Source organism: Pseudomonas sihuiensis (assembly GCF_900106015.1).
Taxonomy (GTDB): Bacteria; Pseudomonadota; Gammaproteobacteria; order Pseudomonadales; family Pseudomonadaceae; genus Aquipseudomonas; species Aquipseudomonas sihuiensis.
The window spans coordinates 108516-130643 of record NZ_LT629797.1 but is presented as its reverse complement, the minus strand read 5'-3'; the positions used below and the strand labels follow the sequence as shown (position 1 = coordinate 130643).

The 22128-nt window shown below is 62.4% G+C and carries 23 protein-coding genes and 1 tRNA gene; 5 read left to right on the top strand and 19 right to left on the bottom strand.

What is annotated here, in order from left to right; genetic code table 11:
- Positions 1–90: 90 nt before the first annotated feature.
- Positions 91–870, bottom strand: a complete 780-nt coding sequence (gene fpr, locus BLT86_RS00685; RefSeq protein ID WP_026041990.1) for a ferredoxin-NADP reductase — start codon at positions 868–870, stop codon at positions 91–93.
- 113 nt (positions 871–983) lie between these two features.
- On the opposite strand from fpr, the gene BLT86_RS00680 reads away from it, so the two are divergent.
- Positions 984–1910 (top strand): LysR family transcriptional regulator, encoded by a 927-nt coding sequence (locus BLT86_RS00680; RefSeq protein WP_026088664.1) that lies wholly within the window; start codon positions 984–986, stop codon positions 1908–1910.
- Positions 1911–1913: 3 nt separating this feature from the next.
- Here BLT86_RS00680 and BLT86_RS00675 read toward each other — a convergent pair whose 3' ends face one another.
- The gene (locus BLT86_RS00675; protein ID WP_017677939.1) at positions 1914–2279 is read right to left on the bottom strand and encodes a diacylglycerol kinase; all 366 of its coding nucleotides are present in this window, start codon (positions 2277–2279) and stop codon (positions 1914–1916) included.
- Between the two features lie 164 nt (positions 2280–2443).
- The gene (gene erdR, locus BLT86_RS00670; RefSeq protein WP_017677940.1) at positions 2444–3094 is read right to left on the bottom strand and encodes a response regulator transcription factor ErdR; all 651 of its coding nucleotides are present in this window, start codon (positions 3092–3094) and stop codon (positions 2444–2446) included.
- Between the two features lie 204 nt (positions 3095–3298).
- Here erdR and BLT86_RS00665 point away from each other — a divergent pair, with 204 nt between their 5' ends.
- On the top strand, positions 3299–4225 hold the full coding sequence (locus BLT86_RS00665; RefSeq protein ID WP_092374192.1) for a DMT family transporter: 927 nt from the start codon (positions 3299–3301) through the stop codon (positions 4223–4225).
- Here BLT86_RS00665 and BLT86_RS00660 read toward each other — a convergent pair.
- Both BLT86_RS00660 and BLT86_RS00655 read right to left on the bottom strand, forming a co-directional pair.
- Complete coding sequence (locus tag BLT86_RS00660) at positions 4185–4907, bottom strand: tRNA-uridine aminocarboxypropyltransferase (RefSeq protein WP_092374188.1); 723 nt, start codon at positions 4905–4907, stop codon at positions 4185–4187. The two genes, BLT86_RS00665 and BLT86_RS00660, sit on opposite strands and share 41 nt — an antisense overlap.
- 60 nt (positions 4908–4967) lie before the next feature.
- A complete protein-coding gene (locus BLT86_RS00655; protein WP_092374184.1) occupies positions 4968–6665 on the bottom strand; it encodes an OmpP1/FadL family transporter in 1698 nt (565 codons plus the stop codon).
- 283 nt (positions 6666–6948) lie between these two features.
- On the opposite strand from BLT86_RS00655, the gene BLT86_RS00650 reads away from it, so the two are divergent.
- On the top strand, positions 6949–7350 hold the full coding sequence (locus BLT86_RS00650; protein ID WP_092374181.1) for a quorum-sensing-regulated virulence factor family protein: 402 nt from the start codon (positions 6949–6951) through the stop codon (positions 7348–7350).
- Positions 7351–7363: 13 nt separating this feature from the next.
- On the opposite strand, the gene BLT86_RS00645 is transcribed toward BLT86_RS00650, so the two are convergent.
- Together BLT86_RS00645 and BLT86_RS00640 are read right to left on the bottom strand one after the other, a co-directional pair.
- The gene (locus BLT86_RS00645; RefSeq protein WP_003241703.1) at positions 7364–7558 is read right to left on the bottom strand and encodes a hypothetical protein; all 195 of its coding nucleotides are present in this window, start codon (positions 7556–7558) and stop codon (positions 7364–7366) included.
- 37 nt (positions 7559–7595) lie between these two features.
- Entirely contained in the window at positions 7596–9998 is a 2403-nt protein-coding gene (locus BLT86_RS00640) for a phosphoketolase family protein (RefSeq protein ID WP_092374178.1), read from the bottom strand.
- 125 nt (positions 9999–10123) lie between these two features.
- On the opposite strand from BLT86_RS00640, the gene BLT86_RS00635 reads away from it, so the two are divergent.
- Both BLT86_RS00635 and BLT86_RS00630 read left to right on the top strand, forming a co-directional pair.
- Positions 10124–11527, top strand: coding sequence for an MBL fold metallo-hydrolase RNA specificity domain-containing protein (locus tag BLT86_RS00635; RefSeq protein WP_092374175.1), 1404 nt, complete (start codon positions 10124–10126; stop codon positions 11525–11527).
- 131 nt (positions 11528–11658) lie between these two features.
- Entirely contained in the window at positions 11659–12732 is a 1074-nt protein-coding gene (locus BLT86_RS00630; RefSeq protein WP_092374172.1) for an LOG family protein, read from the top strand.
- Between the two features lie 126 nt (positions 12733–12858).
- Here BLT86_RS00630 and nadA read toward each other — a convergent pair whose 3' ends face one another.
- The 12 genes from nadA to ruvB form a co-directional block, all read right to left on the bottom strand.
- Positions 12859–13917, bottom strand: coding sequence for a quinolinate synthase NadA (gene nadA, locus BLT86_RS00625; protein ID WP_003241694.1), 1059 nt, complete (start codon positions 13915–13917; stop codon positions 12859–12861).
- 138 nt (positions 13918–14055) lie between these two features.
- Positions 14056–14131 (bottom strand) — tRNA-Lys (locus BLT86_RS00620).
- Between the two features lie 58 nt (positions 14132–14189).
- Positions 14190–14864 carry a 7-cyano-7-deazaguanine synthase QueC gene (gene queC, locus BLT86_RS00615; RefSeq protein WP_092374169.1) on the bottom strand — a complete coding sequence of 225 codons (675 nt, stop codon included), beginning with the start codon at positions 14862–14864 and terminating at the stop codon, positions 14190–14192.
- 2 nt (positions 14865–14866) lie between these two features.
- Positions 14867–15514 carry a 7-carboxy-7-deazaguanine synthase QueE gene (gene queE / locus BLT86_RS00610; RefSeq protein WP_031306453.1) on the bottom strand — a complete coding sequence of 216 codons (648 nt, stop codon included), beginning with the start codon at positions 15512–15514 and terminating at the stop codon, positions 14867–14869.
- Positions 15515–15728: 214 nt separating this feature from the next.
- Positions 15729–16541 carry a tol-pal system protein YbgF gene (ybgF, locus tag BLT86_RS00605; RefSeq protein ID WP_031306452.1) on the bottom strand — a complete coding sequence of 271 codons (813 nt, stop codon included), beginning with the start codon at positions 16539–16541 and terminating at the stop codon, positions 15729–15731.
- A gap of 6 nt (positions 16542–16547) precedes the next feature.
- Positions 16548–17045 carry a peptidoglycan-associated lipoprotein Pal gene (pal, locus tag BLT86_RS00600; protein WP_003241687.1) on the bottom strand — a complete coding sequence of 166 codons (498 nt, stop codon included), beginning with the start codon at positions 17043–17045 and terminating at the stop codon, positions 16548–16550.
- Positions 17046–17099: 54 nt separating this feature from the next.
- Positions 17100–18398 carry a Tol-Pal system beta propeller repeat protein TolB gene (gene tolB, locus BLT86_RS00595; RefSeq protein WP_021488350.1) on the bottom strand — a complete coding sequence of 433 codons (1299 nt, stop codon included), beginning with the start codon at positions 18396–18398 and terminating at the stop codon, positions 17100–17102.
- Positions 18399–18403: 5 nt separating this feature from the next.
- Complete coding sequence (gene tolA, locus BLT86_RS00590; protein WP_092374166.1) at positions 18404–19387, bottom strand: cell envelope integrity protein TolA; 984 nt, start codon at positions 19385–19387, stop codon at positions 18404–18406.
- The gene (gene tolR / locus BLT86_RS00585; RefSeq protein ID WP_003241681.1) at positions 19384–19836 is read right to left on the bottom strand and encodes a protein TolR; all 453 of its coding nucleotides are present in this window, start codon (positions 19834–19836) and stop codon (positions 19384–19386) included. Before tolR ends, tolA begins: the two co-directional genes overlap by 4 nt.
- Positions 19837–19863: 27 nt before the next feature.
- Complete coding sequence (gene tolQ, locus BLT86_RS00580; protein WP_012017899.1) at positions 19864–20559, bottom strand: protein TolQ; 696 nt, start codon at positions 20557–20559, stop codon at positions 19864–19866.
- 2 nt (positions 20560–20561) lie between these two features.
- On the bottom strand, positions 20562–21014 hold the full coding sequence (ybgC, locus tag BLT86_RS00575) for a tol-pal system-associated acyl-CoA thioesterase (protein WP_090433825.1): 453 nt from the start codon (positions 21012–21014) through the stop codon (positions 20562–20564).
- Positions 21015–21067: 53 nt separating this feature from the next.
- Positions 21068–22120 (bottom strand): Holliday junction branch migration DNA helicase RuvB, encoded by a 1053-nt coding sequence (gene ruvB, locus BLT86_RS00570; RefSeq protein ID WP_092374163.1) that lies wholly within the window; start codon positions 22118–22120, stop codon positions 21068–21070.
- Positions 22121–22128: the final 8 nt, after the last annotated feature.

Genomic DNA, 22128 nt, shown 5'->3' with positions numbered 1-22128 from the left:
CTACGGGGCCGCACTAAAGTGCGTTGGCCGCAAGCGGCCTGCCGAGCCTGTTTTTAACGCAGCAGGGCCGACGCGCAGCAGATCGACGGCTTACTTCTCGACGAAGGCACGCTCGATCAGGTAATCCCCCGGCTCACGCATGCGCGGGGAGATCTTAAGACCGAAGCTGTCGAGCACTTCGCTGGTTTCGTCGAGCATGCTCGGGCTGCCACAGATCATGGCGCGGTCGTCCTGCGGGTTGATCGGCGGCAGGCCGATATCGGCGAACAGTTTGCCGCTGCGCATCAGGTCGGTCAGACGGCCCTGGTTCTCGAATGGCTCGCGGGTCACGGTCGGGTAGTAGATCAGCTTGTCCTTCAGGGCATCACCGAAGAATTCGTTCTGCGGCAGGTGCTCAGTGATGAACTCGCGGTAGGCCACTTCGTTCACGTAGCGCACGCCGTGAACCAGGATCACCTTCTCGAAGCGCTCGTAGGTTTCCGGGTCCTGGATCACGCTCATGAACGGTGCCAGACCGGTGCCGGTGCTGAGCAGATAGAGGTGCTTGCCGGGGTTGAGATCATCGAGCACCAGCGTGCCGGTGGGCTTCTTGCTGATGATGATCTCGTCGCCTTCCTTCAGGTGCTGCAGCTGCGAGGTCAGCGGACCGTCCGGCACCTTGATGCTGAAGAATTCCAGATGCTCTTCCCAGTTCGGGCTGGCGATGGAGTAGGCGCGCATCAGCGGGCGGCCATTGTCCTGCTGCAGACCGATCATCACGAACTGACCATTCTCGAAGCGCAGGCCCGGATCACGGGTGCACTTGAAGCTGAACAGCGTATCGTTCCAGTGGTGGACGCTGAGCACGCGCTCGACGTTCATATTGCTCATGATGATTTCCTCGAAGAACTTCAGCGCCAAAGGCGCGATTGCGCGGCATTCTATTCGCGGCAACAATATCTGTTAAGTGGATTATCAAGATATAGGTTATCGGTTATATCGATATGCGATTTACTCTCAGACAACTTCAGGTATTCGTCGCCGTGGCGCAGCATGAAAGCGTCTCGCGCGCCGCGCAATCGCTCGCATTGTCGCAGTCTGCGACCAGCACTTCGCTGACCGAACTGGAACGCCAATCCGACTGCCAGCTGTTCGATCGCGCCGGCAAGCGTCTGGCGCTCAATGCCCTGGGCCGACAGCTACTGCCCGAGGCCGTGGCCCTGATCGACCAGGCGCGCGAAATCGAACGCCTGCTGGGTGGCAAGAGCGGTTATGGCTCACTGCACGTCGGTGCCACCCTGACCGTGGGCAACTATCTGGCCACCCTGCTGATTGGCAGTTTCATGCAGCACCACCCCGAATGCCGGGTGAAGCTACAGGTGCATAACACCGCTCATGTGGTGCAACAGATAGCTCACTACGAGCTGGACCTGGGCTTGATCGAAGGCGACTGCCAGCACCCGGATATCGAGGTGCAGCCCTGGGTCGAGGACGAACTGGTGGTGTTCTGCGCGCCACAACACCCACTGGCCCAGCGCGGCAGTGCCAGCCTGGAAGAGCTGACGCATGAAGCCTGGATTCTGCGTGAACAGGGCTCGGGCACGCGGCTGACCTTCGACCAAGCCATGCGTCATCACCCGCGCAACCTGAATATCCGCCTGGAGCTGGAACACACCGAGGCGATCAAGCGCGCCGTGGAATCCGGCCTGGGCATCGGCTGCATCTCACGCCTGGCGCTGCGCGATGCCTTTCGTCGCGGCAGCCTGATGCCGGTGGAAACTCCGGAACTGGACCTGCGCCGGCAGTTCTACTTCATCTGGCACAAGCAGAAGTACCAGACAGCAGCGATGCGCGAGTTTCTCGAACAGTGTCGCGCACTGACGGCCGGAGTCAGTCGCAGCGATCAGATCGTCCTACCACCGATCATCTGAGCGTCAGTTCAAGAGGATGATTGCCCACACCGAGGCGATCATGCCCAACGCGACGAACTGCGCGGCGCTGCCCATGTCCTTGGCGTTCTTCGACAGCGGGTGGCGCTCCAGGGAAATGCGATCGATGGCTGCCTCGATGGCCGAATTGAGCAGCTCGACGATCAGTGCCAGCAGACACACGGCCACCATCAACGCGCGCTCGCCACGACTGACGTCGAGCAGGAAAGCCGATGGAATCAGCACCAGATTGAGCAACACCAGCTGGCGAAAGGCTGCCTCGCCGAAGAACGCAGCGCGCAGGCCATCGAGCGAATAGCTGGCGGCATTGAGGATACGTTTCAGGCCGGTTTGGCCCTTGAATGGCGACATGCGCCTCACCCCTACTGGAAGAGGCGCGCAGCTTACTGCATCCGCTGCGCGAGAACCTATCTACGAGATCGCGAGCTAGAGGGATACAAGGCGAGAGCAAGTGAGGCTGCGCAGTTTACTGGCTGCAAATGAGCAAGCCGAGCTTGCTTTCAACGCAGCGCAGCTCACTGCGCGGGGATCGATTCCATCTGCTGCAACAGCAACGCCGCCTGGGTGCGGGTGCGCACGCCCAGCTTGCGGAAAATCGCCGTCACATGCGCCTTGACCGTCGCCTCGGAGACGCTCAACTCGTAGGCAATCTGCTTGTTCAACAGCCCTTCGCAGACCATGGTCAACACACGAAACTGCTGCGGTGTCAGGCTGGCCAGGCCGGCACTGGCCGCCTTGGCCTCGGCGGAAACCGGCGCCCCCTCCTCGGCCAACGGTGGCCACCAGGTGTCACCATCGAGTACATGTCGCACCGCTTGCTGCAAGGTTTCCAGCGGGCTGGATTTGGGGATGAAGCCACTGGCGCCGAACTCACGGGAGCGGTTGACCACGGACGCCTCTTCCTGAGCGGAGATCATCACCACAGGAATCTGCGGGTACTGCCCGCGCAGCAGCACGAGGCCGGAGAAACCATAGGCACCGGGCATGTTGAGATCGAGCAGGACCAGGTCCCAATCACTCTTGGCGGCCAGGTGGCCTTCAAGCTCGGCGATGCTGGCAGCTTCTACCAGACGCACTTCAGGTCCCAAGCCCAGGGTCAATGCTTGTTGTAGCGCGCTGCGAAACAGCGGATGGTCGTCGGCAATCAGGATTTCGTAGGCGGCCATTGGCAGATCCTGTTCTTGTTATAAGTGGCACTGAGGTGAGTATGGCAGTGCTTTTCGCCTGACGACCCGCTCAAGCCTGCTCATTGAGCATCACAGACTCCCCACTCGGACCGACGGCGGGGCTCAGCATGCCGAGCTGTGACGGGGTGGTCAAGCTTCGCGCTTTGCGGCAGCATGCGCTGCTTTTCCCGCCGAGATACTTCCATGCGAAGCCAAGCCCTGCGCGCCGACCTGTTGATGCTGATTACCGCGATGATCTGGGGCAGCGCCTTCGTCGCCCAGCGCCTGGGCATGGACAGCATTGGCCCCTTCCTTTACACCGGCCTGCGCTTCGCCCTCGCCTGCCTGGCGCTGCTGCCGGTGCTGGCTTTACTGCAACGTCGCCAGCAGCGTGCTGCCGCACCGTTGAACCGCAACCTGCTGGCCGGCGGCGTGGTCATGGGTCTGGCACTGTCTCTGGGGATCAACCTGCAGCAGGTCGGCCTGCTGTTCACCACGGTGACCAACTCCGGCTTCATCACCGGGCTGTACGTGATCGTGGTGCCGATTCTTGGCCTGCTGATCGGCCAGCGCAGCAGCGCCGGCATCTGGCTGGGCGCCAGCCTGGCGGTGATCGGCATGTTCCTGCTCAGCGTCGGCGAAGGCTTTACCGTGGCCTCGGGCGACTGGCTGCAACTGGCCGGCGCCTTCGTCTGGGGTATTCACGTGTTGCTGGTGGGGTTCTTCGCCAGCCGCCACGACCCGCTGCGCCTGGCCTTCATCCAGTTCGCCACCTGCGCGGTGATCAGCCTGCTGCTGGCAGGCATTTTCGAAACCGCGACGCTGAACGGCATTTTCCAGGCCGCACCGGCCATTCTCTACGGCGGCCTGTTCGGCGTAGCGGTCGGCTTCACCCTGCAGGTGGTGGCGCAGCAGCACGCCATCGCCTCGCACGCGGCGATCATCCTCTCGCTGGAGGCGGTGTTCGCCGCCATCGCTGGCGCCCTGCTGCTGGGCGAAGTGCTGGCGCTGCGCGGTTACCTGGGCTGCGCGCTGATGTTCGGCGGCATGCTGCTGGCTCAGTTGTGGCCCAAGCCCTTGCCAGGCCAGCTCAGCGGTACGATTGCAAACGCTGATGCAGGGCGTCGTTGAGATCCAGCGGCAGACGCCGCTTGGCAGCCAGGTAGTGCTGGCTGAACGCGTCGAGATAATCGTCCAGCGCCTCACCGGCGCGCAGGTCGCCCGCCAGTTCCAGGCACATGGCAGCCACTTCGGCGGTGCACAGGTGCTCGCCACGGGTGGAGCGACGCAGGCGATAGCGTGACAGCTGCGCAGGCGTCAGGCTGAGCACCGGCAGCGCATCCAGATAGGGGCTCTTGCGAAACATCTTGCGCGCCTCGGTCCAGGTGGCATCGAGCAGCACGAACAGCGGCCGCTTGCCGGGCGCGAGCCGCACCTCCTCCACCACGCGCTGCGGCGCCACATATTCGCCGGGAAAGACCAGATAAGGCTGCCATTGCGGATCGGCCAGCAGCGCCAGCAGCGCCGGCTCGACCGCAGTGCGTGTCCAGCCGAAGGCGTGGGTTTCAGGCACCACGTCGGCGATCAGCCAGCCGGTGTTGCTCGGCTTCAACGCCTCGATGTCATGCATCACCAGGCACATGCCGGCATTCGCCTCCACGCGCGGGCGCCAGGCGCACAGGCAATGCGTCGGCTGCACGCGGCAGTGAGGGCAGCGCTCGGCGCGTGAGCCACGGGCGATGAAGGGTTTGACGCTGCGCGCCAGGCGCTCTGCGCGCAAACGGGCAACGGCATGGGGGGCGGGATGGGTCATGGCGGGAGCAGCAGCGAACGGGGGCGGGATTCTACCACCCCCGTTCGTCGCTCAGATGGATCAGAAGGTATGGTTCAACGCCAGGCCGATGAAGTGGATGTGGGTGTTGTACTCACCGGTGTAATTGCCGCCGTTGCCGGTGCAGCGCACGCCGCTGTCCTGATACAGACCGCCGTCACCTGGCACCCAGCCGGCCGGCGAGCAGCCGTCCTGGTAGTCCATCTTGCTGCTGGAGAACTGCACGTAGCTGTAGGCGAAGTCCAGCGAGGTATCACGGGTCACCTTGTAGTTGGCACCGAAGGACAGCCAGTAGCGATCGGCATCGGGAAACGCCGGATGACGCAACTGGGTCGAATTGACGGGTGACTTGTCGTACGCCACCCCGGTGCGCAACAAGAGGTCGTCGCTGTATTGGTAGTTCATGCCCAGGGAAATCTTGTAGGTGTCCTTCCAGTCCTGCTTGACGCTGAGATCGCCCTCGGTCACGCCGTTGAAGTAGGGATAACCGGCAACCTGATCGATGCCGATACGTACCTCGTCAAGCCGAGAGTGGCGGGTGAAGGTAAGGTCCGCCATCAATGCCACCTTGTCGTTGAGCTGATGGAAGGCGTTGAATGAGAGCATCTCCGGGGTATCGATTGCTGTCTTGGCCTTGGAGTTGGGGTGTAGGCGGGTGGCAGCGAAATCGCCCGGATTGACCCAGTTACCTTGATCGAACAGTTCCTGCAGGGCGTCGGTCGGAGGGACATAGATCTTGAAGATGGGGATCGTGGATCCACCTGCCAGCGACGTATCCGGGGAGGGAACGCCCCCTTGCACATCGGCAAAACTCCATTTGCTCTCACCTTCCAGGGTGTGCTTGATGTTGGAGCGATAGGACACCCCGAAGCGCGTCGACTCGGTGGGTTCCCACATGTAGCCGATATTCCAGCCAAAACCCCAGTCATCGCCCTTGACCCGGAAGTAGCCGTCACCCTGAACGTTGTCGGCGAAGTTGCTCGCGACGCAGTCGACGAAGCCGTCTCTATCCGCGACGCCGCCGCAAGAAGTGATTTCCTCCGGTACCGGCACCCCGGCGATGCCCCCCACGATAGGCCCTAGAATGGGGTCCGCTGCATTGCGGGTGCTGTCGTAGTTCGCATCGACAAACTGCCCAGCCAACTGCTGCGACGCGCCTTTGACATCCGCCGCCCCGCGCTGCACCGATTTGATGTACTGCGCCGAAACGCCGAAGCCGATGCTGTGGTGTTCGTTGAAGCGAAAGGCAATGCTCGGGTTGAAGGTCACCGTCTCCAGGCTGGCTGACTGGATGCCATAGCGCCCGGCCCAGTCCTCCTTGTAATCGAGCTTGGCACCGAACGGGGTGAAGATGCCCAGGCCGATCGTCACCTGATCGTTGATCTGGCGGGAGAAGTAGAAATTGGGTGCCGCGGCAGCATCGGGCAGGAACTCGCCGGCATCACCCGATACAGGATTGCCGAATACATCGCGGCTTCCCTTGTCCTCATAGTCGCCGTCCGGCAGCAAGATGGTCAGACCCGAGGTCACCTGGGTGCCCTTGAGCCGCGCCAACCCAGCCGGGTTGTAGAAAATGGTCGAAGGATCGGCCGCCTCGGCACCGTTTGCATGCGCCGTACCCTGCGCCGCCACCGATTGCGAACCAAAGTGATAACCGGATGCCTGCACCTGCGCGACGGGCAAAACCAGTAAACTGCCGACCACCACCTGCGATGGCCAGCGTCGAAAGAGCATTGTCATTGTTATTCTCCTGCACGCTGCTTGAACACCGCGCAGTCTTCTCAACACCCGCGACAGACTTCAGGCAGGTCTGTGCTGGCAACGTCCGACTGCAGCGGCTCAAACTGTACGTGCAGGTTTGTTCAACGATCCCCGGCCTTTGGTCGTGGTGACGGATGGCAGCCAACGGCCAGCATGTCTCTATCGGTAACACTTTGTTTCACGCAGGCAAAAGGCCATTGCTGCGAACATTATCCCCAGGGTCCTGTCCAACCCTCGTCCACGCTTTCAGGAGTTACACCCCATGCTGCGTTACATTCTCCCCGCTCTTGCACTCAGCCTGACATTTACCACTGCTCAGGCAGCATCGCTGAAGGAGATGGAACTGACTCGTACCCTGGAGCAGGTCGCCCGGCAAAGCAGTGAAGGCACGCCGCGAGCGATCAACGAGGACATTCTCGATCAGGGCTACACCGTGGAAGGCCACACGCTGATCAACCATCTCAGCGTGCGTGAAGCGCATGCCGCGAAGATGCGCGGCAACCCGGACACCGTACGCACGCAACTGGCGGCAAGCGTCTGCCGCAACCCCGGCTATCGCAGCCTGCTGGCGCAGGGCGCCCAGCTGCGTTATCAGTTCAGCGAGTACCGCAGCAACCGCCCTGTGACCGTCGAGGTGTTCGACAAGAGCGACTGCGGTCTCTGAAACAGGCGAAAACTCAGCCTCTTCCGGCTCGCCGCTGCGCCTCATCGGCGCGCAGCTCGGCGAGCAGTGCCTCCATGTAGCGTGAGCGCCGCGCGCCGCCCTCCAGGCGGCGCAGGCACTCGTCCTCGATGCTCATGTGATTGGTACGCGCAGCCTGTTGCAGCATGCGGTACAGCTCCGTGTTTATCTCCAGCGTCAATCTGGGCATACCTGCCCCTCCCTTCCCGTTGCTCCACTTCGTGGGCTCAACGCAGACAGCGAGGGTCCCCCCTGCCTGCCAGAGCCGCGCGTTCCTCAGCGCTCAACCAGCCATCGGGCGATACGCCCAGCACCTCGGCCACACCTTGCAGCACATGCGCCCAACTGCAGCCATTGGCGAACAGCATGCCGGCCTCGTCGAAGGTGCCGCCGCGGTTGCGGTAGCCCAACGCCCGACAGCTGGCGGCGTCGCCCAGCAGCGGCCAAAGATGGCCCGCGGCCACCTCCGGGCGCATGTGCGTCAGCAGCACGCGCCGGCAGCACGCCGCCGGAAACAGCGCTTCACGCTGCTCGGCGCTGATCACGCTGGCGGCCTCCCAGGCATCGCGCGGCGCCCGAAAACGCCCCGGTTCCTGCAAGTAAATCAGACGCCAGGCCACACCCTTCTCGCTCAGACGAACGGCGGCGCGGCGCATCTCGCTCAACTGATAGCTGCCACTGGCGATCAGCAGCACAGGCTCGCCGTCGCCACCTTCATCGACCTGCAGGGCACCGTCGCGCGCCAGCTGCTGTGCCTGTTCGACCGTGAAGAAACAGGGTCGTTCACGCTTGGCCGCCACCAGGCAGGCCAGTCGGCCACGCGCCTGGTAGATCTCCGGCAGCAGGGCCAGCAGCGAGTTGTGATCGGCCGGCAACAGCACGCGCATGACATCGTGCATCTCGCCCAGCAGCGCCTCGCAGAAGGTGGTGTCCTGATGCGATTGCTGGTTCTTGCCGTTCTCCCAGGTGTGCGAGGTGGCCACCAGCGGCCAGCCCAGCCAGCCGGCCGGCCGCCCTGCCTCCTTCTGCTGGCGGGCGAAGATCAGACTCTGACGAAAGGCGCCGAGCATCTTCACGCAGAAGGCTTCGTAGCTGGCCACCAGATTGAGCCCGCCCTGGTTGGCCAGGCAGACGGATACCACGGCCTCCTCGTTGAGCGCGGTGATCACCGCGCCGTGCACCGACTCCAGCTCGCTCTCCGGCTGGCTGACACGATGCCTGAGCGCCGCCAGTACGCCTGCCAGGCGGTTGCTGGCCAGTTCGTCCGGGTTGCCGACACGCGGCCGCAACTGCGGGTTGGCGCGCACCAGATCGACGAAATAACGATCCAGCGCGCTCATCGGCGAGCAGGCATGATCGTGAAAATGCAGCGGCGGCTGCACGGGCTGAGGCGGCTGACACAAGGCCAGCGGATTGTCCCGCTCCAGCACACGGCCCTTGCGGCTGGCGAACAGATTGCAGGCATCGGACAACGTCTGCGGTTCTACCCACAAGGCCGCAGCATGCTGGTTGAACAGCTCGCGCGCCTGCGCGTCGAGAGCCGGGCTGGCCGGTAGCGGCAGATTATGAGCGGCGTTGCTGCCAGCGCCAAAGAAGCCATAGCCCTTGGTGGTTTCGGCAATGCCGTAGGGCATCGGCAAGGGATAACCGATCAGCTCGCGATTGAGTTCATCCACTCGATGCGCCAGGCGCTGCTCCATCTCCCACAGCGCACAGACGAAGGCTGCCGGATCACGCCCATCGAAGCTCAGCGGATCGAAACCACAGCCGCGCAGGTGCCGACGAAACCCTTCCAGGCCCTCCAACGTGCCCAGCTCGGTACGCTGCTCGATACGCCGGCCGTTGGCGATCATCACCGGTAGCGCCACGCCACAATCCTCGGCACGCCACCAGCGCGGCATCCAGTCGCTACCGCGCTGCTCCTCGGCGGCGCCGTCGGACAGGAACGCCACCAGCTTCTCCCCCGGCAATGGCAGATGCGCGTACTGCAGCTCAGCAAAACCCAGGTATCCGCCTTCAGCGATACCGCCAGCGGTATGCGGATTGACGTGACTGCCCAACGGCACGCCAGAGCTGCCATCCGCCGCCTGGGCGTAACCGTAGAAGTCCGCCGCCAGGCGACTCATGCCAGCTTCATCACAAGCGTAGCGCGCGGCCTGCTCTGGATGCTGGTTGCCGGTCAGCAGGTTCAGCGCCTCGATTGCTGCCACGCAATGGCCCTGCCCCATCAACCAGCCACGTGTCTCACCGGTCAGGGCGTTAAGCGCCAGGTAACCGGCATAGGCCGGCACCATGTTCAGCGCGCCACCGGTATGACCTTCCGGCACCGGCTTGAAGTCGGCGGCCTGCAGCGGCTGGCCATCGAGCCGAACGCGCTGCGCGTAGGTCATGTGCACCACCAGCCAGAGGCCGGCTGCGGTCAGCGAATCCAGGGCGCGAAACAGGCGGTAGACGCTCGGCAAGTCGGGCTGCAAGCCGCTCTGCACCAGCTGATGGGCCAGACGAAAGACGGCGGCGCTGGTCTGCAGGCTATGCTGAATAGGTCCGTGACCGGCTTGCCAGCGGGCGAAGTCGGGATATTGCTGAGCGTGCTGGTGCAAGGCGGCGGCGTCGGGCAATAGCTGGGTCATGGCTGCTCTCCTGAATGTTTGCCTGCAGTCTAGGCAGCGGGAAAAAGGCCCCGGCTGACCTGCATCAACAAGCGCTGCGATGCGAACCGGCAGACTCGCCTCATCATCACAACAAGGATAGAACCATGGCCCTGCTCACTTTTCTCGGTGCGATTCAACAGGTCACCGGCTCCTGTTATCTGGTAGAAAGCCGCGATGGCGCCAAGGTGCTGCTCGAATGCGGCATGCATCAGGGACGCCGCCAGGAAGAGGACCTGAACCGCAGCGCCTTCCCCTTCGATCCGAGCAGCCTGGATGCGGTGGTGATCTCCCACGCCCACCTCGATCACAGCGGGCTGCTGCCGCGCCTGGTCGCCGAGGGTTATCGCGGCCCGATCCACGCCACCGAGGCCAGCTGCGAACTGCTCGAGCTGATGCTGCTGGATTCGGCCTTCCTCCAGGAGAAGGACGCCGAATGGGAAAACCGCTGGCGCGCACGCCAGGGCAAGCCGGCGGTCAAGCCGCTATACACCATCGCCAATGCCGAGCAGGCGCTCAGCCAGCGCCGCGCGCATGCCTACGGCACAGCGGTCGAGGTTGCCAAGGGCGTGCAGGTGACCTTCCACAATGCAGGCCACATCCTCGGCTCGGCGATCGTCGAGATGCAGGTAGAGGATCACCACCTGCACCGTCATCTGGTGTTCTCCGGCGACCTGGGCAATACCTGCTCGCCACTGATGCAGGCGCCGACACAACTGAATCAGGCGGACGTGTTGCTGATGGAGTCGACCTACGGCGACCGTGACCATCGCCCCAGCGATGAAACCCTGGAAGAGCTGGCCGACATCCTGCAACAAGCCCATAGCGAGGGCGGCAACGTGCTGATCCCCTCCTTCGCCGTCGGCCGCACCCAGGATCTGATCTATTACCTTGGTCGCTTCTATCAGGAAGGCCGTCTGCCACAGCAGGCCGTGTTCCTCGACAGTCCCATGGCGATCCGCGCCAACGCCATCTACAGCCGCTTTCACGATCAGTTCGCAGCCGAGGACCGCGCCGCACTGGCCGCCAAGGGGGCCAAACGGGTCGAGGACTGGCTGCCAGTGTTGCGCTGCACACCGACAGCCGAAGAATCGATGGCGATCAACCGGATCAAGAGCGGCGCGATCATCATCGCCGGTGCCGGCATGTGTAATGGCGGGCGCATCGTCCATCACTTCAAGCACAACCTCTGGCGCGAGAACTGCCATCTGGTGTTCCCCGGCTTCCAGGCCAAGGGTACGCTTGGTCGTTTAATCGTCGATGGTGCGGAAACGGTCAAGGTGCTGCACCAGCGCATCGCGGTGAAGGCCAAGGTGCATACCCTGGGCGGTTTCTCCGCGCACGCCGGGCAAGCGCAACTGCTCGACTGGGCGAGCCGGTTCGAGCACCAGCCCGAGCTGTACCTGGTGCACGGCGAGCTGGAGAAGATGCAGACCCTGCAAGCCGCCCTGCGCGAACGCCTGAACTGGATCGCCAACATTCCCGAGCCGGCTGAGCAGATCGCCCTGTAATCGGCGCTTACGAATAGGTGGCAACGAAACGGCAGACTGCCTGTGGCAAGCTGCTCAACACTCCATAATCAAGGAACCGGCCACCGCGAGAGGTTACTCGCCTCTCACAGGCCAAGAAGAGGAGAGTTTCCATGCCCTTTGAACCGGACGACTATCTGTCGCGCCACGTGCAAACCAGCGAGGTCGACCTGAGCAGCAAGGTGGAGGAGCTGGTCGCTCTGGCAACCCCGAGCAACAGCCCCAACCTGGCGTTGTACCGCGAAATGCTCACCACGGTGATCCATATGGCCCAGGCGGATCGTAACCGCTGGGACGCCAAGATCATGATGCAGACCCTGCGTGAGATGGAGCATGCCTTCGGCGTGCTGGAACAACTGAAACGGCGGCGCAAGGTCACGGTGTTCGGCTCGGCACGAACGCCACCCGATCATCCCCTGTACAGGCAGGCTCGCGAACTCGGCGCATTACTGGCCCACCGCGATCTGATGGTGGTCACGGGTGCCGGTGGCGGCATCATGGCGGCAGCCCATGAAGGCGCCGGTGCGGAAAGCAGCCTGGGGTTCAATATCACCCTGCCCTTCGAACAAACCGCCAACGCGACCATGCGCGGCAGCCATCACCTGCTGTCGTTCCACTTCTTCTTTCTGCGCAAGCTGTTCTTCGTCAAGGAGGCCGACGGCCTGGTGCTGTGCCCCGGCGGTTTCGGCACCCTCGACGAAGCGCTGGAAGTGCTGACCCTGATCCAGACCGGCAAGAGCCCGCTGGTGCCCGTGGTACTGCTCGACCAACCGGGCGGTAGCTACTGGGAAGATGCGTTGGGCTTCATCCGTCGTCAGCTTGGCGATAACGGCTATATCCTGCCTACCGATCTCAACCTGATGCACCTGGTCTATAGCGCCGAAGAGGCGGTGGATGAAATCGCCCGCTTCTACCGCAACTTCCACTCCAGCCGCTGGCTCAAGGATCGCTTCGTGATTCGCCTCAATCATCCGCTCAACGAGGCGGCTCTGGCCAAGCTGGACAGCGACTTCGCCAGCCTGTGCAAGGAAGGTGGCTTTACCCAGCAACCCTACTGCGAGCAGGAGCGCGACGAACCGGAACTGTGTCACCTGACCCGTCTGGCCTTCGCCTTCAACGGTCGTGACTATGGCCGCTTGCGCGCGCTGCTCAATTTGGTCAACGAACCGGAGAATTGGGCAAGCTGAGCTGACGAGTTGCCGTAGCCCGGATGCAATCCGGGGGTATTGGCCTCTCACCATTCCCGGATTGCATCCGGGCTACGTAAAGCAAGAAGCCCAGCATTGGCTGGGCTTCTTTTTACTGCATGCCTATCAGGCGTTACCGGCGACCTTCATCCGCGCCGCCTGGGTGAAATCGAGCATGCGCTTGAGCGGCTTGATAGCCTTGGGAATCAGCGCCGGGTCGACATGAATCTCGCCGGAGCCCTGACGCAAGCCGGTCAGCACGCGCTCCAGGGTGTTCATCGCCATCCACGGGCAGTGCGCGCAGCTGCGGCATGCCGCGCCGTTGCCGGCTGTGGGCGCCTCGATGAAGGTCTTGTCCGGGCACAGCTGCTGCATCTTGTAGAAGATGCCGCGGTCGGTGGCGACGATGAAGGTGGAATTCGGCAGGGTCTGCGCCGCCTTGATCAGCTGGCTGGTGGAGCCCACGGCGTCAGCCAGCTCGACCACGTTCTGCGGCGATTCCGGGTGCACCAGAATGGCAGCGTCTGGGTAAAGCGCCTTCATGTCCAGCAGTTGCTTGGACTTGAACTCCTCGTGCACGATGCAGGCGCCGTCCCACAGCAGCATGTCGGCGCCGGTCTCGCGCTGGATGTAGTTGCCCAGATGCTTGTCCGGCGCCCAGATGATGGTCTCGCCGTTGTCCATCAGGCTCTCGACGATCTCCAGCGCGCAGCTGGAGGTCACCACCCAGTCGGCACGCGCCTTCACCGCCGCCGAGGTGTTGGCATACACCACCACGGTGCGCTCGGGATGCTGATCGCAGAAAGCCGAGAACTCATCCACCGGGCAGCCCAGATCCAGCGAACAGGTCGCCTCCAGCGTTGGCATCAGCACGCGCTTTTCCGGATTGAGGATCTTCGCCGTCTCGCCCATGAACTTGACCCCAGCCACCACCACGGTCTGCGCCGGGTGTTGATTGCCGAAGCGGGCCATTTCCAGGGAGTCGGAAACGCAACCGCCGGTTTCCTCGGCCAGCGCCTGGATCACCGGATCGCAGTAGTAGTGCGCCACCAGCACCGCGTTCTGCTTCTTCAGCTCAGCGGCGATTTCGCGGCGATAGAAGGCCTCCTCCTCGGCGGTCAGCGGCTTGGGCTGCTTGGCATCGAGGTGGGCTTGAACCAGAAGGCGTTCGGAAATCTGCGTCATATCATCGAACCTGCGGCGCTCTTGAGCGAGCTGCGAGTATACCCCCTGGCTGCCCATCGCCACAGGCAGGGCAGCATCGGGCCAGAGGGCTTTTCCGAGAGCAAAAAAAAGCCAGTCTCACGACTGGCTTTTGCGATCTGGTGGGTCGTGTAGGATTCGAACCTACGACCAATTGGTTAAAAGCCAACTGCTCTACCAACTGAGCTAACGACCCAACGCGAGGCGCATGATACTGATTTAATTCAGGAAATCAACACTTCGCGAAAACTTTTTCAGAAGTAGCGGGTAGCATCGGGTACGCCAGCGGCGACGAAACCGGCGGCGCGCAGACGGCAGCTGTCGCACTTGCCACAGGCGCGGCCGTCATCATCGGCCTGGTAGCAGGAGACGGTTAGCGCATAGTCCACGCCCAGTCGCATACCGGCCTGAATGATTTCGCCCTTGCTCATCTGCTGCAGCGGTGCGCGGATGACAAAGCCCTGCCTCTCCACACCCGCCTTGGTCGCCAGGTTGGCCATGCGCTCGAAAGCCTCGACGAATTCCGGGCGGCAATCCGGGTAGCCCGAGTAGTCCACCGCGTTGACGCCAATGAAGATATCGCGTGCCCCCAGCACCTCGGCCCAGCCCAACGCCAGCGCCAGAAACACCGTATTACGCGCTGGCACGTAGGTCGCGGGAATACCTTCAGTGGGCGATTCGGGCACGGCGATGCTGCTGTCGGTCAACGCCGAACCGCCGATGCCGTTGAGGTTCAGGCCGATCACCTTGTGCTCGACCACGCCCAGTTGCCGGGCGACGCGCTCGGCCGCCTGCAGCTCGGCGCGATGACGCTGGCCATAATCGAAACTCATGCTGTAGCAGGCGTAGCCCTCTGCCTTGGCCATGGCGACCACAGTGGCCGAGTCCAGGCCACCGGAAAGGAGGATGACCGCTTTCTTGTCGTTCATATTCAGTGTCCCGGCTCGTCGTTCCAGAGAATCTTGTGCAGCTGCAATTGCAGGCGTACGGGCAGGTTGTCGGCCACGATCCAGTCGGCCAGGGCACGTGCATCGACCTGTTTGTGGCTGGGCGAGAACAGCACCTCACCGGCACGAGCAGCCAGGTCATATTCGATCAATTTGGATACTGCCCAGTCGTAGTCTTCACGCGAGCAGATGACGAACTTGACCTGATCGTTGCGTGTCAGCCACTGGACATTCTCGTAACGATTGCGCTGCACTTCGGCAGATCCAGGCGTCTTCAGATCGAGCACCTTGCTAACCCGTGCATCGACCGCTGAGACGTCGAGCGCACCACTGGTTTCCAGCGACACCTCATAACCGGCATCACACAGACGCGCAAGCAGAGGGATGCAGTTGGGTTGAGCCAGCGGCTCGCCGCCGGTGACGCAGACGTAGCGCGGCCGATAGGCGGCCACCTGGTCGAGGATACTGTCCAACGTGACGATCTCGCCGCCACTGAAGGCATAGGCGGTGTCACAGTACTGACAGCGCAGGGGGCAGCCGGTAAGGCGCACGAATACCGTCGGCAAGCCGGCGGTACGCGTCTCCCCCTGCAACGAGTAGAAAATCTCGGTGATACGCAGAGTTTCTTGCATGGTAGCCACGAGCGTGATGACGAAACAGGCCATCCGCTTCCGTTGCGTGAAAAGACAGGAACGCCGGCAGTGGCCGACATTCGACAAGGCATGGCGACAAGGACATCAGCCGAGCTGAAACCCCGCCTCGCATGCGAGCGCGCATTCTAATGGATCACGCGAGGCCAGATAAGAAAAACCCGCGACGAGCGCGGGTTTTTCGTCAATTGCTGGCTTACAGCCGCTGCAGATCGCGCTGGGCCAGTTGGGCGGCCGAGCTACCCGGGTACTGCGCGATGACTTGCTGAAGGATGCCACGGGCCTTGTCGTTGTGACCCAGGCGACGTTCGACATCGGCCAGCTTGAACAGCGAATCCGGCACCTTGGGGTGGCTCGGATAGGCCTGGCTGACCTTGGCAAAGGCTTGACCGGCTGCTTGCAGATCACCCTTGGCCAGATTCACTTCGCCCAGCCAATACTGCGCGTTACCCGCGTACTGGCTGTTGGGATAACGATTGAGAAAGGCGCTGAACGCCTGCGACGCCTTGTCGAAGTCCTTGGCCTTGATCAGGTCGAAGGCAGCGTCGTAATAGAGTTTTTCCTTGGCCGGATCACCCGGCTCGGCGCTGGCCTGCTGCTGTGCGGCAGGTGGCGTCGGGGTCCCATTGGCGTTTACCGCGCCATCGGCTGAATTCTGTGCGGGAGCTCCACCGGCAGCGGCGCCAGAGGAAATGCGTTGGTCCAGATCCTGGTAACGCTCCAGGCCTTCCTGCTTGAGGCGCTGGATTTCATTCTGCTGCTCTTCGACCATGCCACGCAGTTGCGCAATTTCCTGCTGCATCTGCTCGAGCTGATTGAACAGCATACCCTGCGCAGAAGCGGGTGCTTGCGCACCCGCTCCGGCGTAGGTGCCGGCCGTACCATAACCCGCCGGTGGATAGCTGCTGCCCTGTTGCATGGAGCTGCTTTCCAGTACGGGAACCTCCGCCATCGCCGCAAGCGGCAAGGCGAGTGCCAGAAGGGTCAGGATACGGCGGCAATCTCGCATGGCAGCTTACTTACGCAGCTCTACGCGACGGTTCTGAGCCCAGGACTGCTCGTCGTTGCCAGTGGCAACCGGACGCTCTTCGCCGTAGGAAACCAGTTCCAGCTGAGCCGGGGAAACGCCCTGCAGAACCAGGTAGCGTTGAACGGCCTTGGCACGACGCTCGCCCAGAGCCATGTTGTACTCACGGGTACCGCGCTCGTCAGCGTGGCCTTCCAGAACGACGCGAGCGCCGTTGCCTTTCAGGTCCTTGGCGTGTACGTCCAGAGCGCGCATAGCTTCGGCCTTCAGGTCGGAGCTGTCGTACTCGAAGTAGAAGGTGGTGATAGCGCGCAGAGCAGCTTCTTCGCTCAGGCTGCCATCAACAGCGCCAGTGTTGGCACCGTAGCCAGCGTTCGGGTCAACTGCGCCTTCACCAGCAGCGTCGCCGCCTTTGGAGGAGCAACCTACAGCAACGGCGAGAGCCAGGGACAGTGCAGCGAACTTACCGAATTTCAGCATTTCCATCATGTAACTCCTAATGAACCCCAGTTGTGTTAAGCAAAAAGGTGTAGCACCGCATCAGTTCAGGTAAGGGGACCAAGAAGGCTCTCGAACTTCGCCTTGAGCGGTAGGAAGAGGGAGCCTCACGCGTCCATTGGTGGACGCCAACATCAAGACTCCCCGGCCCTGCTGGCGGGTGGCGTAGATTAGCATGGTGCCATTGGGCGCAACAGTGGGCGACTCATCCAAACTTGTGTCTGAAAGTATGCGCAAACGGTTGGTTTCCAGATCCTGTGCAGCCACCTTGAACACGGTGAAGCCATCCTGACGATGAATCATCACCAGGGTCTTCTCATCAGCCGACAATTTCGGGTTGGCGTTGTAGTTACCGACGAAGGTCACTCGCTCCACAGCCCCGCTATTGATGTTGGTCTTATAGATCTGCGGACGACCCGCACGATCCGAGGTGAAGTAAAGGGTCTGACCATCCTTACCCCAGAAGGGTTCGGTATCGATGGCGTAATGGTTGGTAATGCGCCGCATCTGCCGGCTGCCCATATCCATCACGTAGATTTCCGGGTTGCCATCGCGCGACAGCACGAAGGCCAGGCGATTGCCATCCGGCGACCAGGCCGGCGCGCCATTGAGGCCTTCGAAGTTGGTGATCTGCTCACGACGCCCGGTGTCGATGTGCTGTACGAAAATGCGCGGGCGACGCTGCTCGAACGACACGTAAGCGATACGGCGGCCATCCGGCGCGAAAGACGGCGAGAGGATCGGCTCGCGTGATTGCAGCAGGGTCACCGCACGGGCACCGTCGTAGTCGGAGCGCTGCAGGGTGTAACGGGTGTTGTTGGTGCCCATGCGCTCGGCAGTGACGTACAGCAGGCGCGTGGAGAATGCCCCCTTGACGCCGGTGAGCTTCTCGAACGACTGGTCGGCGATATGGTGAGCCATATCGCGCAACTGATCGGTGCCACCACCGACATTGCCGGTCATGACCTGCTGCTCGGTACTGACGTTGAACAGCGCATACTGAATCTGCAAGCGGCCACCATTGGGCACGATATTGCCGACCAGCACGTATTGGGCGCCGAGCGCTTTCCAGTCGCGGTAGATGACTTCGCTGGCCTGGGTCGGCAGGCTGATCATGTTCTGCCGCGGGATCGGTTCGAAGTAGCCGGAGTTGCGCAGGTCGTTGCCGATGATCTGCGACATGTCTTCAGGCAGCACCGAACCACCCTGCCAGCCGAACGGCACGACAGCAATGGGTGTGGCGCGGTCAGCGCCCTGGGAGATCACCAGCGGGTCGGCCGCCTGGACGCTACCGACCAGCATGACCAGCCCCAACAGGGCGATACGAATCAGGTTGTTCACAGAGCTCAATCCTCCGGTTTGAAAATAACGCGTCGCTGCCTGTACATACGGTCGAAGGTAGCGCGATCCAATTGTTGCATCTCGGGAATACGCCCGACGTTGCGTACAGCAGCCACGGCCGAGTTGTCGAACGGCGCATCGCCACTGGAGCGCGATACGCTGGCATTGGTCACGGTGCCATCGGGCAACATCTGAATCAGCAGCTCGACGCTCATGCCGCGGCGCGCCGACATCGGTCGCTGCCAGTTCTCGGTGATCAGCTTGATGATCAGATCATCAAGGTTGCCGGCCACCTTGTCGCCATGGGTTTCCGCCAGCGCCTGCTGGTTCTGCACGTTGTCCGAGAGCAACTCGGCCAGCGCCGCTGCCTTCTGATCCTCGGCTGCCTTGCGTCGGGCCTCTTCAGCCTTGCGCTTGGCATCCTCGGCGGCCTTCTTCTTCGCTGCCTCGGCAGCTGCCGCCTTCTTCTTCGCCTCTTCTGCAGCGGCCTTTTTCTTCGCCTCTTCAGCGGCTTTCTTCTTCGCCTCTTCCTCGGCGCGCTTCTTGGCGATATCGGCCTGGCGCTTCTGCTCGGCAGCCTTTTCGGCTTCGGCCTTCTTCGCAGCTTCGGCTTTGGCCTGCTCGGCCTTTCGAGCCTCTTCAGCCTTCTTTTGTTCCTCGGCTTTCTTGGCCGCGGCTACCTTCTGCGCTTCAGCCTGGGCCTGCTTCTGCTCCTCGGCCTTCTTCTGCTCGAGCCTTTCGGTCTCGAACTGCGGCGCCGAGGTCTTCTGCGCCTCACCTGCCACCTTCTGCGTGGTCTGGGTGGTGGCCTGGCTCTGCGACTGCAACTGGTACAGCGTAGCCTGAACCACCGGACGCGCCGGTGGCAGCTCCGGCGTGAAGGCGAAGCTGACGAACAACATGGCGAACATCAGGACATGCAGACCCACGGCCCAGACCACGGGCCAGAAGTAGCTTTCCGACTGCGAACGCTCGGTCTGCTGCATCAGGGCGCCTCGGTAATCAATCCGACGTTGCCCACGTCGGCCTGCTGCAAGCCGCCCATGGCCGCCATCACGGTGCCGTAGTCGACTGTGCGATCACCGCGCACGAACACCTGCACCTGCTTACCCTGGCGGCGGTTCTCGGCAATGATCGCCGAAACGGCCTGAGTCATCTGCTCGAGGGTGGAGGCTCGCTCCTGCTCGGTGTCGACGTCGACCTCGCTGCCCATGTTCCAGTAGTAGGTCTTGTCGGCCTTGATGGAAATGGTCAGCACCTGGGCGTCGTTGTCCTGCGGCAGCGCTTCGCTGCTGACCTTGGGCAGATCGACCTTGACGCCCTGGTTGAGCATGGGCGCGGTGACCATGAAGATGACCAGCAGCACCAGCATCACGTCGATGTAGGGCACCACGTTCATCTCGGCGACCGGTTTGCGTCTGTTGCGAATTCTCGCCATGGCTAGAACCTATCCTGTGCGCGCGTCTTAGTCTTCCGAGGTATGCACCTTGCGGTGCAGGATGGCCTGGAACTCGTCGGCGAAGGTGTAGTAGCGGCCGATCAGCATTTCGCCGCGGGCAGAGAAGCGGTTGTAGGCGATGACCGCCGGAATCGCCGCGAACAGACCGATGGCGGTAGCGATCAGCGCTTCGGCGATACCCGGGGCGACGGTGGCCAGGGTGGCCTGCTGCACCTGAGCCAGACCGCGGAAGGAGTTCATGATGCCCCATACGGTACCGAACAGGCCGATGTACGGGCTGGTGGAACCTACAGTAGCGAGGAACGGCAGCGCGGTTTCCAGCTTCTCTTCCTCGCGGGAGATGGCCACACGCATGGCGCGCGCCACACCGTCCATCACCGCGTCAGGGTCGACGCCCTGCTGCTGACGCAGGCGGGAAAATTCCTTGAAGCCGGCGCGGAAGATCTGCTCCAGACCGGAATCCGGATCGGGGTTGCTGCCGGCCTGGCGATACAGCTTGGACAGATCGATCCCGGACCAGAAACGATCCTCGAAGTTGTCCAGAGCACGCTTGGCGGCGCGGATGGCATTACTACGCTGGAAGATCATCACCCAGGAAATGACCGAGGCGGCCACCAGGGTCAGCATCACCAGCTGAACCAACAGACTGGCGTTACTGATCAGACTCCACATCGACATATGGTCAACGGCGTTAGCTTCCACGCTTACTCTCCTGCTGCAATTGGACCCGGCGCCTGCGTCCCGGCGAACGCGTGTCGCAGGGATTCGGGGATAGCCCGGGGTTTCAAGTTGTCGGCGCGCACACAGGCCACCAGAAACTGCCCTTCGCAGAGCAGCGCATCATCCGCAGCCCGCCTGACCTGTTGACGAAAGCGCAGGCTGGCACGGTTCAATTCGATCACATCGGCGCTGATCACCAGCTCGTCATCCAGGCGTGCCGGCGCGTGATAACGCGCTTCGGCCGAATGCACAACGAACAACAGGCCCTCACCGGCAAGCGTCGACTGGGCATAACCCAGCTCACGCAGGCGCTCGGTACGAGCCCGCTCCATGAATTTGAGGTAGTTGACGTAGTAGACGATGCCGCCCGCGTCGGTGTCTTCGTAATAGACCCGGCAATGGTGGCTGAACGGCTGGACTCCGTTTTGCGCGCGCATACTCTAGTCCCCGGCCTGCTGCTTGCCAATCCGGCCTGGTAACAATTTTTTCGTCATTCGTCACCCGCACTGAAAAGATCGCCACTGGGCGCATCGCCCGAGCGCTTGGGGATGTTCAGGCCGAAATGCAAATAGGCATGCCGGGTGACCACACGCCCACGTGGAGTGCGCATCATGTAGCCTTGCTGAATCAGGTAAGGCTCGAGCACGTCCTCGATGGTATGGCGCTCCTCGCCGATGGCTGCAGCCAGGCTGTCCAGCCCTACCGGGCCGCCGTCGAACTTCTCGATCATGGCCAGCAGTAGACGTCGGTCGGAATGATCGAAGCCACGCTCGTCGACATCCAGCAGGTTCAACGCCTGATCGGCGATGGACTGGGAGATATGGCCCGTGCCGCGCACCTCGGCGAAATCACGCACGCGGCGCAGCAGGCGGTTGGCGATACGCGGCGTACCGCGCGCGCGACGAGCGATTTCATAAGCACCCTTGGCCTCGATGGGCAAACCGAGAATCCCGGCCGAACGCGAGACGATGGTGGCGAGATCCTCGATACCGTAGAACTCGAGGCGCTGGACGATACCGAAACGGTCACGCAGCGGGTTGGTCAGCATGCCGGCACGGGTAGTGGCGCCGACCAGAGTGAAGGGCGGCAGATCCAGCTTGATCGAGCGCGCTGCTGGCCCCTCGCCGATCATGATGTCGAGCTGAAAATCCTCCATGGCCGGGTACAGCACTTCCTCGACCACCGGAGAAAGACGATGAATTTCGTCGATGAACAGCAAATCGCCACTTTCCAGGTTGGTCAGCAGCGCCGCCAGATCCCCCGGACGCTCGAGGACCGGGCCGGACGTGCTCTTGATCGAGCTGCCCATTTCCTCGGCGATGATATTGGCCAGGGTGGTCTTGCCCAGACCCGGTGGGCCGAAGATCAGCGTGTGGTCGAGCGCTTCGGCCCTGCCCCGCGCAGCCTGGATGAACAGCGCCATCTGCTCACGCACCACGGGCTGACCGATATAGTCGGCCAGGCGCAACGGGCGAATGGCACGATCCTGCTGCTCTTCGCGCTCACGTGGGCTGGCGGTAATCAGGCGATCGGCTTCGATCATCAATAAGG